Source organism: Arthrobacter sp. B0316-5-4 (assembly GCF_059090325.1).
Window position 1 is genome coordinate 159,432 of record NZ_JBNHFN010000005.1, and the last position, 14,318, is coordinate 173,749.

9 protein-coding genes are annotated in these 14,318 nt (G+C 64.8%); 8 read left to right on the plus strand and 1 reads right to left on the minus strand.

The window, feature by feature from the left end; all coding sequences use genetic code 11:
• Positions 1–40: 40 nt before the first annotated feature.
• The 7 genes from AC5RU9_RS16270 (at position 41) to AC5RU9_RS16300 (ending at position 12,014) form a co-directional block, all read left to right on the plus strand.
• Entirely contained in the window at positions 41–1,321 is a 1,281-nt protein-coding gene (locus tag AC5RU9_RS16270; protein WP_494017248.1) for a sensor histidine kinase, read from the plus strand.
• Positions 1,318–1,974: a response regulator gene (locus AC5RU9_RS16275; protein ID WP_211710316.1), complete on the plus strand. Its 657-nt coding sequence runs from the start codon at positions 1,318–1,320 to the stop codon at positions 1,972–1,974. Before AC5RU9_RS16270 ends, AC5RU9_RS16275 begins: the two co-directional genes overlap by 4 nt.
• 180 nt (positions 1,975–2,154) lie before the next feature.
• Entirely contained in the window at positions 2,155–5,997 is a 3,843-nt protein-coding gene (locus AC5RU9_RS16280) for an NPCBM/NEW2 domain-containing protein (RefSeq protein WP_494017249.1), read from the plus strand.
• Between the two features lie 124 nt (positions 5,998–6,121).
• On the plus strand, positions 6,122–8,095 hold the full coding sequence (locus AC5RU9_RS16285) for a penicillin-binding transpeptidase domain-containing protein (RefSeq protein ID WP_494017536.1): 1,974 nt from the start codon (positions 6,122–6,124) through the stop codon (positions 8,093–8,095).
• Positions 8,096–8,160: 65 nt separating this feature from the next.
• Entirely contained in the window at positions 8,161–9,843 is a 1,683-nt protein-coding gene (locus AC5RU9_RS16290) for an ABC-F family ATP-binding cassette domain-containing protein (protein WP_211710299.1), read from the plus strand.
• Positions 9,844–10,062: 219 nt separating this feature from the next.
• Positions 10,063–10,830 (plus strand): DeoR/GlpR family DNA-binding transcription regulator, encoded by a 768-nt coding sequence (locus tag AC5RU9_RS16295; protein ID WP_494017250.1) that lies wholly within the window; start codon positions 10,063–10,065, stop codon positions 10,828–10,830.
• The gene (locus AC5RU9_RS16300) at positions 10,827–12,014 is read left to right on the plus strand and encodes an MFS transporter (RefSeq protein WP_494017251.1); all 1,188 of its coding nucleotides are present in this window, start codon (positions 10,827–10,829) and stop codon (positions 12,012–12,014) included. The genes AC5RU9_RS16295 and AC5RU9_RS16300 overlap by 4 nt, the downstream gene beginning before the upstream one ends.
• Here AC5RU9_RS16300 and AC5RU9_RS16305 read toward each other — a convergent pair.
• Positions 11,959–12,663 (minus strand): phosphatase PAP2 family protein, encoded by a 705-nt coding sequence (locus AC5RU9_RS16305; RefSeq protein ID WP_494017252.1) that lies wholly within the window; start codon positions 12,661–12,663, stop codon positions 11,959–11,961. The genes AC5RU9_RS16300 and AC5RU9_RS16305 overlap by 56 nt on opposite strands.
• A 61-nt stretch (positions 12,664–12,724) precedes the next feature.
• On the opposite strand from AC5RU9_RS16305, the gene AC5RU9_RS16310 reads away from it, so the two are divergent.
• Complete coding sequence (locus tag AC5RU9_RS16310) at positions 12,725–14,227, plus strand: bifunctional phosphatase PAP2/diacylglycerol kinase family protein (RefSeq protein ID WP_494017253.1); 1,503 nt, start codon at positions 12,725–12,727, stop codon at positions 14,225–14,227.
• Positions 14,228–14,318: the final 91 nt, after the last annotated feature.

The following is a 14,318-nucleotide window of genomic DNA, read 5'->3' on the forward strand; positions in this document are numbered from 1 at the left end:
TCGAGCTGTGCGCGGGAGCGCCGGAGATACGCTGGGAGGCATGCAGTCCCCCACCGGCGCCGCCACGATCCTCCGCGTCCTGCGCGTGTGCTTGCACGTCGGATTCGCCGTGCTGCTGCTCGTCGCTGTCATTCGCCTGCTGACCGGGGTGGGCACTGCCGGGTCGCCGTCATCCACGGCGTTAGCCGCCGGCCTGGGCCTTTCTGCCCTCCTTGCGGTGGTGTACCTGGCGGGAACCATCCTGGAGAAACGGCACGCAAGCGACCCCTCCCGTTTCAATCCGACGCGCTACGCAGGTTGGTGGCTGGGCGCAGTGATGTTGCTGTGGCTGCTGCTCCTGCTGGTCAGCGGCGACTTCGCCTGGGTCGCCTTTCCCCTGTTCTTCCTGCAGCTCCACCTGCTGCCCCGGCGCCTGGCGTTGCCCACGATTGCGCTGAGTACGGTCCTGCTGGTCGGTGCCCTTTGGTTCCATAGCCGCGGCTCGTCCGACGGCGGCCTGCAGCTCGCGATGGTCCTGGGGCCGGTGTTTGGAGCCGGCTTCGCCGTGGTCACCGGGTTGGCGTACCGAGCGTTGTTCCTTGAGGCCGAGAATCAGCGGGTCGTCGCCGAGGACCTGCGCCGTACGCGGGCGGAACTCGCGAAAACTCAGCACGACGCCGGGACCATGGCCGAGCGTGAACGGCTGGCCAGGGAAATCCACGACACCCTTGCCCAGGGCTTCTCCAGCATCGTCCTGATGGGCCGATCCGCGGAGAAAGCTTTGGATGACGGGGATGCAGCGGCTGCAAAGGAGCGCCTGCGGATCGTGCAGGACACGGCCTCGGCGAACCTGGCCGAGGCCCGCAGCTTTGTCCGGGGGCTCCGCTCACCTGACCTGGAGCAATCCGGCCTGGTGGACACCTTGCGCCGCCTTTGTGGGAAAACCGAGACCGAAGCCGCTGCCCGTGGAACAGCGCTGCGCTGCCGTTTCGAGCTGGTGGGTTCCCCCGTGGAGCTTCCCAACACCTACCAGACCACCCTGCTCCGGGCCGCGCAGGCCTCCCTTGCGAACGTATGGGCGCACGCAAAGGCGCGCGCCGCCGTCGTGACCCTTTCCTTCCTCGGCTCCGAGGTGACGTTGGACGTTTTTGATGATGGCATCGGTTTTGAGCCGTCGACGGCGGTGGGCGCAGCGCGCGGCGACGGCACCGGCATCGGGCTGCTGAGTTTGCGCGAACGGCTGGCCGCGCTGGATGGCAGCCTGGAGATCGAGTCGGCTCCGGGTGAGGGAACAGTGGTTGCGATCCGGGTGCCGTTGCCCGTGGGAGAAGGCGAGGCATGAGCGAGATCCGCATTCTGTTGGTGGATGACCACCCGGTGGTCAGGGCAGGCCTGCGCGCCATGTTGGCGGACTTTCCGGGCGTCACGGTGGTAGCCGAAGTGGCGGATGGTGATGCCGCGCTGGCCGAGCTGCGCAGGCTCCACACACTGGGCGAACCGGTGGACCTGGTCCTCATGGACCTTCAAATGGGGGCCGGCATGGATGGGGTGACGGCCACGGAAAAGATCAAGGCGGGCGAGGCCGGGAGTCCCCCGCCCCCGGTCCTGATCCTCACCACGTACGACACCGACGCCGATATCCTCGCCGCCGTTGAAGCCGGCGCGAGTGGTTACATGTTGAAGGACGCACCGCCTGAGCAGATCCGGCAGGCTGTCCTTTCCGCGGCAGCAGGGCAGACTGCGCTGGCACCAGAGGTCGCGGCGCGGCTCATGGGGCGGATCCGTAACCCGTCGCCCGCGTTGAGCGCCAGGGAAGTGGAACTGCTTGAGCTCTTGGCTACTGGTCTGGGCAACCGCGCGATCGCGAAGCAACTGTTCATTTCGGAGGCCACGGTGAAGACGCATCTGGTGCATATCTACTCCAAGCTGGGGGTCGACAACCGGACGGCTGCGATTGCGGTGGCGACGCAGCGACGGATCATCCGCGGGCGCTGACCCGGCCAACCAGGCGACGGAGAACGGCGGCCTGGGCCCCTCTTGGAGGATGGGCTCAGATCCCTTTTGGCTTGTTAATTTTGGTTAAACGGTTGACCTTTCGCCTGCCAGCAGTGACGATTAGTGCACGTTTCGCTATGAGTTAGATCACAAAAAGTCACTCGTCGAAAGTTGGCCTTCATGTCCGCACCCTCCTTGGGCCTTTCCGGCGCTGCTCCCAACAGCCCCGGACGCGCCACAAAGTTAGGCAGGAAGGCCGCGTCGCTCGGCCTTGCCTCGCTCCTCCTCGCAGGGACCATCCCCGCGCTGACCTTCGCAACGACCGCGAATTCCGCACCGGGCGACCCCGCCGCCGTCAAAGCCGTCACCCCCGAAGTACCCGTAGACGCCGCCGGAGTACCTCTCGGTGCGGTGACCGGATTTACCCAGTCCGGCAACGTCGTCGACCTTTCCACCGGTAAAGGCGCCATCCGGGTCACCTTCCTGGACGGCGGGACCTTCCGCCTGGAAGCCGATCCCAGCGGCACGTTCACGGATCCCGCCAATACCGACCAAGGCGACCCGGCCAGGACCGCCAACATCGTGGTGGGCAAAGACAAATTTCCCGGCACTGCGCCCACTATCGTCGACGGCGACTGGCTGACCCTGAAGACGGCCAAGATCAGCGTCGCGATCAACAAGTCCACCACCCAACTCCGCGTGACCCGGGCCGACGGCTCACTGGTGATGGAAGAATCGGCGCCCGTCACCTTCGGCTCCAACTCGGCAACGCAGCACCTTGCACAGCAGGACGGCGAGCAGTTCATCGGCGGCGGCATGCAGAACGGCCGCTCCGTGCACACCGGCGCCCTGATCAACATCGCCAAGAACTTCGACTGGGATGACGACGGCTACCCCAACGCCGTGCCGTACTACATGTCCTCAAAGGGCTACGGTGTCCTCCGCGACACGTTCGCCCGCGGCTCCTACGATTTCAAGGACCAGCCCACCACCACGCACGAGGAAAAGCGGTTCGACGCCTACTACTTCGTGGGTGACTACAAACAAGCCCTCGGCGCGTACACCACGCTGACCGGCAAGCCGATGATGCCCCCGGTCTACGCCCTGGAATACGGCGACGCCGACTGCTACAACCGCTCCAACCCGGGCTATTCCTCCTCCGGCTACGGCGACCCGGACGGTGCCAAGCAGCGCACGCCAGACGCCATCAAAACGGCACGGAAGTTCGTTGAAAACGACATGCCTGCCGGCTGGATGCTGGTCAACGACGGCTACGGCTGCGAATATCAGCAACTCCCGGAAACCGTGAGCAACATCGAGGAAGAAACCGACCTCAAGGTTGGCCTCTGGACCCAGCGTTCCCTGACCAACCAGGAGTACGAAGTGGGCGAGGCCGGCGTCCGGCTCCGCAAGCTCGACGTTGCGTGGGTTGGCCAGGGCTACCGCCAGGCACTCACCGGTTGCGAAGCTGCCCATGACGGCATCGAGCAGTACTCCAATGCGCGCGGCACCTCCTTGATGGTGGAGGGATGGGCGGGGGCCCAGCGTTGCGGCATGCAGTGGACCGGTGACCATTCCGGAAACCTCGACGCCGTTCGCTGGCAGGTCTCGGCCCTCACCGGCGCGGGAAACTCGGCGTTGGCGTTCACCACCGGGGACGTTGACGGGATCTTCGGCGGTTCGGCCGAATCCTACGTCCGCGACCTCCAGTGGAAGGCCTTCGCCCCGGCGCTGTACTCCATGTCCGGCTGGGCCGCCACGGACAAGCGTCCATGGCTCTACGGCGACCAAGCCACGGCCATCAACCGCCAGTACCTCCAACTGCGGCAGCAGCTCATGCCCTTCATCTACACGCTTGCCCAGGAATCCTCCACCAGCGGTGTGTCGATGATGCGCTCCATGGCCCTGGAATCCCCCGACCAGCAGTGGTCCTACGGTGCTGAGGCCAACAACCAGTTCATGCTCGGCTCCGATTTCCTGGTGGCGCCTGTCTTTACCCAAACCGATGTCCGCAACGGCATCTTCCTCCCCGCCGGCCAGCAGTGGGTGGATTACTGGACCGGCAAGCTCTACCAGGGCGGCCAGATCCTCAACGGCTACAACGCGCCGCTGGACAAGGTCCCAGTATTCGTTCGTGCCGGAGCGGTGATCCCGCAAGGCATCGTGGCCCGCAACGCCTCCTTGGTTCCCGAAGACTCCATGATCACCCTGGACATTTACGCCCAAGGCCAGGACACCTTCACGCTCTATGAGGACGACAAGGTCACCCGCGAATTCAAGGACGGAAAGTCCTCAAGCCAGCTCTTCGCAGTAGATGCGCCGGGCAAGGGCAACAGCAGTGTCAAGGTATCCATCGGTGAGCGGAAGGGCGAGTACACCGGCAAGGCCGCTGCCCGACCCTACGAACTGAAAGTCCACGCGGGCGCAGCTCCCAAGGACGTGAAGATCGGTGGCACCAAGCTCACCCAACACCCAACCCAGGCAGCCTATGCCGCTGCAACCACGGGTTGGTTCTTCGATGAGGCCAACAACGGCACCATCTGGGTCAAGACGGGCTCCATCGCCTCCAACCAGTCCGCCACGGTCCAGCTCCAGCAGGCCGGTCCGCTGGGCGGCAAGAGCCAAGAGGACACCGCGGCCGAAGTTCGCGTGACCACCGGGCAGCAGGTCTTCCAGGACCAGGAAACAACAGTCACCGCGGCGTTCGTGAACACCGGAACCAAGGCCAAGACCAACGTGGTCCTGACTCCCGTCCTGCCCGAGGGTTGGGCCGTGGTCTCGTCCTCCGGTGCCACCGCAGCCACAGTTGAAGGCGGAGCAACAGCCACTGCCACCTTCGTCATCAAACCCGGCTCCAGCGCGAAGGCGGGCCAACAGACCGTGCGGGTGTCGGCGTCGTACGTTTCTTCCGGCTCCAACCAGTCGGTGACCGGCGGCAACCAGATCTACGTCGCCTACGGCTCGCTGGCAGCTGCCTACAACACCGTTTCGGTCACCACCGTGGCGGGCAAAGCGCTCGGAAACTTCGACGGCGGCGGTGCCACCTTCGCTGCCGAGCAGCTGGCTGCCGCCGCGGTTCCGGCCGGCGGTGTCCGGCCAGGCAGCACGGTCACTGTTGATGCCGGTAAGCCCACACAGGTGGACTACACCTGGCCGGCCGTGGGACCGGATGTCCCTAACTCCGTGGCGTTGTCCGCACAAACCATCTCGGTCAAGGGCAAGGGCACGCATCTTGCCGTCCTCGGATCCGCCGCGGTAGGTAACGGCACCAGCCCCACACTGACCCTGACGTACGCGGACGGCTCGTCAGAGCAGCAGTCCATCTTCTTCCCCAACTGGCTGCAGCCTTCGGTCCTCAACGGAGCCGTGCTGGCGGTCTCGGAACAGGGCCGCAATAACGCCACCGGCCCGTCGCCGGAATACACGCAATACAAGTACCAGGCGTTCTCCAACACCGTGCGGCTCAATCCCACTAAGGAGTTGGCATCGGTCACGCTGCCCACGGATACACGGGTGAAGTTCTTCGACTGGAAGGTGACCTCGCAGCCGTTGCCAAGTGTTCCTGTCGGCTCCGTGTATGCCTCTGAAACCCCGTGGGTCCAGGCGCTGAACGGCTACGGCGTGATCGGCAAGAACGTGGCCAACAAGGATTCGGCGTCCTCCCCGGATAAGCCGTTGGCCATCAACTACACGGATCCCGCCACAGGCAAGGAGCCCGTGTTCAGCAAGGGCCTCGGCGTGCATGCAGCGTCAAAGATCACCTATTACCTGGGCGGAAAGTGCACGAAGTTCACGTCCCAGGTGGGGCTCGAAAGCGGCTTCGGCGGCAACATCATCTTCAAGGTCAACGCCGACGGCGTGAACAAGTACCAGTCGCGCACGTACACGCCGGGGTTCGCTCCTGAATCCGTGACAGTGGACCTCACCGGGGCCGCATACGTGGAGCTGGTGGTGGATCCGTCCGGATCCATCAACGGCGCGCACGGGGTCTGGGGTGATGCCAAGTTCACCTGCGCTCCGTAGCGCGCATGTCCTGACGGCCGCCGTTTGCCGCCTCTCCCCAGGGGTGGCAAGCGGCGGCTGTCCGCTGACCGGGCACAACAAGAAACTGTCGGTGGAACGGGGCATAATGTCGCAAATGGGGAAAATGAAAAAGAAGCAGGGTTTTGTCGTTGGACTCGTCAGTTTAGTGATGGCTGGCTCGCTGGCCGCCTGTGATGATGGCCGGGCTGGCGCTGAAGGTGCCGCCAAGCAGCTGGCGTCGTCCCTGGAAGCGCTCGACGTCGGTTCGCTCGCCGTTGACGGCAAGGACGCTGCCGCGGCCAACGATGAACTCAAAGCCGTTTTCGAAGGCCTCGGCGCCAAACCGTCGGTGCAGTCCGGCGACGTGAAACTCGACGGCGACACCGCCAAGTTCCCCCTGAATTACAGCTGGAACGTCGGCTCTGCCAAATGGGAGTACACCTCCGATGCCACGCTGAAGAAATCCTCCGGAAAATGGGCGGTTCAGTGGAATCCCGCCCTTTTGGCGCCCCAGCTCTCGGATGGCGAAACGCTCTCCGTAAAGACAGTCCCGGCCCAACGCGGCCAGATCCTGGGTGCCGGCGATGCCCCGATCGTCGAAGACCGGCCCGTGTTCCGGGTTGGCATCGACAAGACCAAGGTTCCGGCCGAACAAGCCGACGCCTCGGCCCGGGCCATGGCCGCCCTGCTCGGGTTGGATGCTGAAGAGTACGCCAAGCAGGTTGCCGCCTCCGGCCCGCAAGCATTCGTGGAAGGCCTCGTCCTCCGCGCCTACACAGCCGACATCAACGAAGCCAAGATCAACGCCATCCCGGGTGGCGTGAGCATCCTGGACTCCATGGCCCTGGCTCCCACCAGGACTTTCGCCCGTGCCCTGTTGGGTAGCGTCGGACAAGCCAGCGCAGAGCAGATCGAGAAGTCCAACGGCGCGCTACGAGCCGGGGACACCACTGGAACGGGTGGGCTGCAGCAGAAGTACGACTCCCTCCTTCGCGGCAAGGATGGCGTGGAGGTCATTGCCAGCACCAAGTCCCAGGGTGAGACCCCCGGTACCAAAGTCTTCTTCTCGTCCCTCCCCGCACCGGGCACCACGCTCAAGACCACCCTTGACCTGAAACTCCAGCAATTGGCCGAGGAAACACTGGCTAACGTTGGGCCAGCCTCAGCGATCGTGGCGCTGAAACCCTCCACCGGTGCCGTTCTCGCCGCCGCCTCGGGACCGGGTAGCAACGGTTACAACACCGCAATGCTGGGACAGTACGCGCCGGGCTCCACGTTCAAGATCGTTGATTCGCTGGCGATGTTCCGGAACGGTGCCACGCCCGATTCCAAGGTTGAGTGCACTCCGACGGTCACCGTTGATGGGCGCACCTTCAAGAACGCCGAAGGGTACCCGGCCGGTTCGCTGGGCACCGTTGCCTTACGGGACGCCTTCGCTCACTCGTGCAACACAGCCTTCATCAATGCCCGCGATACCGTCAGCCAGGACCAACTCGAGTCGGCCGCCCAGGCCCTCGGAGTGGCTGTGGAAGCCCCCAAGCTTGGCGCCGATGCGTTCCTGGGATCGGTCCCCGGTGCTGCGGAAGGCACTGAGCACGCTGCCTCCATGATCGGCCAGGGCAAGGTGCTGTTCTCGCCGCTCTCAGCGGCTGTCATGGCTGCTTCCGTGGCCAACGGCGCTCCCGTGTCACCCCAACTGGTCCTCAACGCTGATGCTGCCCAGAACCCCAGTGCCACTGCTTCCCCGACCGAAAGTGGCAGCGCATCGCCGTCGCCGGATTCCACCACGGCCAGTGCTCTCCCTGCGTCTCCGGCATCCACCAAGCCGATTACCAAGGAAGAAGCCGCTTCGTTGGCGGACATGATGCGTGCCGTGGTGACCTCCGGGCACGCCGGCTTCCTGGCACAGGTGCCCGGCCTCCCGGTCGGAGCCAAGACGGGCACGGCGGAGTTCGGCAACGAGGATCCGCCCAAGACGCACGCGTGGATCGTGGCCACCCACGGTGACCTGGCCGTCGCCGTGTTCGTCGAGGACGGTGGGCTTGGTGCGACCACCAGCGGGCCGCTCTTGAAGTCGTTCCTCACCGCAGCAGGCTGACGCGGCGGACGCTCCGCGGCAGGCCGCCGTCGAGCGTTAATAGCGTGCCGTGGGAGGATTGAAACGTGGCCCATATTGACGTTTCCGGCATCGACTACTTCCTCTCCGACGGCACCCAGCTGCTCAACGGGGTGACCTTCAAGGTCCCCGATGGCACAAAGACAGCGCTGATCGGACCCAACGGAACGGGCAAGACCACGCTGTTCAAGATCATCTCCGGAGACCTCACGCCGGATGAGGGTGCCGTGGGCAGGTCCGGGAACATGGGCATCATGCGTCAGTTCGTTGGCCAGGTCCGCGACGAATCCACAGTCCGCGACCTCCTGGTCTCCACCGCGCAGGCAGGCCTCGCTGCAGCGGCCAAGGCGGTGGAGGAAGCCGAGCTCGCCATGATGGAGCACGACGACGAGCCCACCCAAATGAAATACGCCCAAGCGATCGTTGACTGGGGCGACGCGGGCGGATACGACGTGGAGACCGTCTGGGACGAAGTCTGCATGGCCGCCCTGGGGATTTCCTTCGACAAAGCCCAGTTCCGGCGTGCCTCCACCCTGTCCGGCGGCGAGCAGAAACGCCTTGTGCTGGAAGCGCTGTTTGCCGGCCCCGATGAACTGCTGCTCCTCGACGAGCCCGACAACTACCTCGACGTGCCCGGGAAGCGTTGGTTGGAAAGCAAGCTCAATGAGTCCAAGAAGACTGTGCTGTTCATCAGCCACGACCGCGAGCTGCTCAACAACGCCGCCGGGCGCATCGTCACACTTGAACCGGGCATCAACGGCGCCGGCGCCTGGATCCACGGCGGCGGTTTCGGCTCCTATGTCGAGGCCCGCGCAGACCGCAACGCGCGTTTCGAGGAACTGCGAAAGCGTTGGGACGAGGAGCACATCAAGCTCAAGGAACTCGTCAATATGTACAAGAACAAGGCTGCTTTCCGCTCCGACATGGCCAACAGGTACCAGGCAGCGCAGACCCGCCTTGCCAAGTTCCTCGAAGCTGGTCCGCCCGAGGCCCTGCCGATCGAGCAGAACGTCAAGATGCGCCTCAAGGGTGGGCGCACCGCCAAGCGCGCAGTCGTGGCCGAGAAGCTTGAGCTGACCGGACTGATGAAGCCGTTCTCCACGGAGATCTGGTTCGGAGACCGTGTGGGTGTCCTGGGCTCCAATGGTTCGGGCAAGAGTCACTTCCTCCGCCTGCTCGCCACCGGGGGCACTGATCCGGAGCGGGAGCACCTGCCGGTGTCCGACGTCGTCATCGCTGAGGTCCCACACGAGGGCGTGGTGAAACTTGGCGCCCGCATCCGGCCGGGTTTCTTTGCGCAGACGCATGTCCGGCCCGACCTCCTGGGCCGGACCTTGTTGGAGATCCTGCACCGCGGCGACGAACACCGAAGCGGACTTCCACGTGAGGCAGCTGCCGGCGCCTTGGACTCCTACGGGCTGGCCGGCCAGTCCGAGCAGAAGTACGAGTCGCTCTCCGGTGGCCAGCAAGCACGTTTCCAGATCCTGCTGCTGCAGCTCTCCGGCGCCACGCTCCTGCTGCTCGACGAACCTACCGACAACCTGGACCTGCATTCCGGCGAAGCCCTGGAGCGGGCCATCGATGCTTTCGAAGGCACGGTCCTCGCAGTCACGCACGACCGCTGGTTCGCCAAGTCCTTCGACCGCTTCCTCATCTTTGGTTCCGACGGCAAGGTTTACGAGTCCGAGGAACCCGTGTGGGACGAGAAGCGCGTGGAGCGCGCCCGCTAACCCCAGACGCTCTCTCACATCCCGCCCCCTTCAACCGAACGCTCCTGCAGCAGCTGCAGGAGCGTTCGGTTTTAAGGGGCGGGATGTGCAGGAGGGTTCGGTTTTAAGGGGTGGGATGTGATGGAGCGTTCGGTTTTAAGGGAGGGGATGTGATGGAGCGTTCGTGTTCAAATGATCACTGGGGATGATTAAATGCTCACACCTTGCTACGTTTGAAACATGGGAACTGCTGACCGCCACCGGCTCATCGGCGAGCTGCTGCGCACGCGCGAAGAAGCCACCGTCGATGAACTCGTGGAAGCTACAGGGGCGTCGGGCGCGACGATCCGCCGCGACCTTGAGATCCTCGCCGCCAACGGGGTCCTGAAGCGTATCCACGGTGGGGCCCGCAGCTTGCTGGCGCGCGGAGACAACCCCGGTTACGGGCAACGCGAACTGGAAGACCACGACGCCAAGATCCGCATCGCCTCAGCAGTGGATGCCCTCCTGAAGGACAGGGAACACGTGTGGCTGGACAGTGGTTCAACTGCCACGGAAGTCGCGCGCAGGCTCAGCACCCGCGAACTCACGGTCATGCCCATGTCCCTTCACGGCGTCGAAGCGCTGACCCGCGTGAAGGATGGCCGCTCACCCCAGCTCATCCTCCCCGGCGGCAGCCTCGTCCCGGGTGAGCAATCCTTCCGGGGACCCATGACGGAAGCCAACATCCGCTCGCTGAGGTTCGACACCGCCGTCGTAACCCCGTGTGCCCTCAACCTGAAAGACGGCCTCCTGGCCCACGACCTCGACGACGCGGCGGTGAAGCGGGCCGGCCTGGAGTCGGCGGCGCGTGTCATTGTGGCATCAGCCGGTACCAAGTGGAATGCCAGCGCCGTGGCCCTGGTTGCCGCCATGGACACTGTGGATGTCATCGTCACAGACCTTGAACCATCCCCCGAAGATCTTGCCCGGCTCAACAAACTCTCCGTGGAAGTTGTGATTGCATGACCACCAGCATCGAAAGCTCCAAAAGCGTCAACGCCGCGGCGGTGGCGACGTTCCTGATCTTCGGCATGAACGGCCTGGTCTTTGCCAGTTGGGCCGCCCGCATTCCGGCCGTCACCGAAGCACTCAGCCTCACCTCGGGCCAGATGGGCACTTTGCTGCTCTGCACCGCCGTCGGGTCTTTGCTTGCGTTGCCCTCCGCGGGCTGGGTGGTGGGCAGGATCGGGACAGCGAATACGGTCCGGGTGGCCGGCATCGTGGCTGGCGCCGCGGGAGCAGCCATTGCTTTCTCGCTGATGGCCGCCTCAGTCCCGGCAACCGCCATAGCCCTGTTCTTCTTCGGCATCGGAATCGGCCTGTGGGATGTCGCCCAGAACATCGAGGGCGCAGACGTTGAACACCGGCTCAAGCGCACCATCATGCCCCAGTTCCATGCGGCGTTCAGCGGAGGCGCGTTCGTGGGAGCGTTGATCGGCGCCGGTCTTTCGAAGCTTGGTGTCGGGCTGCCGGCCCACCTGCTGGTGATCGCTGCCATCGCCGTCGCCCTCGCGCTGACGGTCCCCAAGTTCTTCCTGCCGCACGAGGTCGCTGAAACGCACGACGACGGCGCTCCCCTTGAGAAGGGACCCTCGGCTTGGCGGGATGGCAGGACGCTGCTCATCGGCGTGGTGGTCCTGGGTGCGACGCTCACCGAGGGGGCCGGCAACGATTGGATCGCCAAGGCAACCGTGGACGGTCTGGGAGCTACTGAATCAACCGGAGCGCTCCTCTTCGCCCTCTTCGTTGCGGCGATGACACTCATGCGGTTCCTGGGCGGGAAGGCGATCGACAAATTCGGCCGGGTTGCTGTCCTCCGCGCAAGCATGGCCGCGGCAGCAGCGGGCCTGGCGTTGTTCGTCTTCGCTGACAACGTGTTCCTGGCAGGCGTCGGGGCGGCGTTGTGGGGCATTGGAGCGGCCCTCGCCTTCCCCATGGGTATGTCCGCGGCGGCTGACGACCCCAAGCATGCTGCGGCCCGTGTTTCTGTGGTGTCCACCATCGGGTATGTCGCATTCCTTGCCGGACCACCGCTGCTTGGCTACCTAGGCGACCACACGGGAATCCACATGGCCCTCCTGGCCATCGGAGCGCCTATTCTGCTCGCCCTGCTCCTGGCCGGCGTCGCAAAGCCCTTGCGGACCAAATAGCTTTCCCATCGGACCTGGCGTCCTCCGCAATGCATGAACGGCGGAAGCGCCACCACAGAAGGAACACCACCCCTGAGGCCAGGCAGGCTCCGCCAAACACATCGCTGAGCCAGTGCGCTGAGAGGTAGGTCCGGCTGATCATCATGGCGATCACCCCGACCATGGCCAGCAGGGTCACCCACCATCGTCCGAGCAGGACAACCAAAACCACCAGGAATGCCGTGGTTGCCGATACATGCCCGGAAGGGTATGAACCCGTATCAGTCAGGACCTTGGCTCCTTCCGGGCGCTGCCTGCCCACAACTACCTTGGCTAGTTGCGTGAGTGCCAGCGCAGCCACTCCTGAGGTCAGGGCGAAGGTGGCCGTGACTGGCCGGCGCCACACAAGGAGCGCTGCGGCCAACAGCGCGTGGAGCACCAACATCCCCACGTAGCCGATGCTGTTGAGGAACGCGTTGAGCCCGTCCCAAAACGGCGAGCGAAGTGTGAATACGAAGGCCTGCCACCAGGTGTCCACCCGGGTGAACACGGGCTCACCTTGCCCAACCAGCAGCATCACGCCGGGGATGACGAAGGCGCTGAAGAGAAGGACGCCGGCCAGCGCCGGTTGCCAGCCTGGCCGCTCGCGGAGGTGAAGGACACGAATCATGCCTATATGGTAGTCACCGCGGTGTTGCACTTTCGGGCTGGTCGGGCGTTAGTGTGTTGGGATGCGAGGCTTCGTGGGCAAAGGCCCCAAAAGGGTGGCACGGTTGGACCGCTTCCTGCTGGGGGCTGTGTCCCGGCAACCGCAAGGCGATCACGACGTGTTGTTCCGGCGGCTCTCCGCGGCGGCTACCAAAGGCAAGCTGTGGTTCGGTATCGCGGGAGTCATGGCCGCGTTTCCCGGCAAGCCGCGCAGGGCGGCCCTTCATGGCGTGTTGGCCTTGGGCGTTGCCTCAGGCGTCACCAACGTGATCTTCAAGCGGTTACTCCCCCGGAGGCGCCCGCTTCCGGAGCACCTGCCGCTGTTTCGTTTCGTGAACCCACAACCAACCAGTTCGTCGATGCCCTCCGGCCACTCCGCTTCCGCGGTGGCCTTCGCTGTAGGCGCCGGCATCGTGTCTCCTGCCATCGGAGTTGCCCTGGCCCCGATTGCCGCTGGCGTGGCCTATTCGCGGGTGCATACGGGTGCGCATTGGCCATCCGATGTGGTGCTGGGATCCGCCCTGGGTGCCGGCGCTGCTTGGGCGACCCGCAAGTGGTGGCCAGCGCGGCCTCCCGAACCGACTCCCCGCCGCACGCCGGCAGAGGCGCCAGCAATTCACGACGGCGAAGGGCTGAGCATCGGGATCAACGCCATGGGCGGCTCGTACACACCCGAAACGGGAGAACTCCTAAAAGGCATATTCCCTAAAGCGTATATACATGAAATCGCCGAGGGTGAGGACGTAGCAGCCGGGATGGAAGCCGCAGCCACCCGGCCCGGCACCGTAGCGCTGGGTGTCTGGGGCGGCGACGGAACGGTGGGCACTGCGGCCGCTGCCGCCGTCGAGCATTCACTCCCGCTCCTGGTACTACCGGGCGGAACCCTCAACCATTTCGCCCGGGACCTCGGAACCAGCTCGATCGATGACGCCATTGAAGCCGTGACCAAAGGCCTGGCAGCGTCCGTCGACCTGGGGCACGTGGTGGTCCAGCGCGGCCTGCCTGACATGCCGGAAACCTCCGAGCTGGCCATGCTGAACACCGCCAGCGTTGGCGTCTACCCCAACCTTGTCCGCCGCAGGGAGAGGCTCCAGCCTGCCATGGGAAAGCCGCTGGCCGGTGTGGTGGCGTCGCTGCGTACCTTCGGGGTGAACTCGCCCACCACCCTCACCGTGGACGGCGTGAAGCACAAACTCTGGATCCTCTACATGGGCCGGGGAAGGTTCTACCCCAGCGACCACGCGCCACTGCGCCGGCCGGTGCTGGATGACGGAGTGTTCGACCTCCGCATGATCACAGCGGATGAGCCCTTCGCCAGGGCGCGGCTGCTGTGGGCGGTCGTGACCGGCACTGTCTCGGCTTCAAAGGTCACCCACCTCACCGAAGTCACCGAGGTCACCGTGGAAGCAATCGGCCAGCCGTTGGTCCTGGCGGTTGATGGCGAGCCCAAGCCGGGCGTCCGCAGCGCAACCTTCAGGGTGAAACAAGGGGAACTTCGCGTGTACTCGCCGTTGCCGGCCGAATAGTCCCATCCGGCGTCATCCGCGAGGACTACCCTGACTGGACCCTGAATCATCCCTGAGACAGGCGATTTGCGCTGCCGCCGTGAGTAGCGTG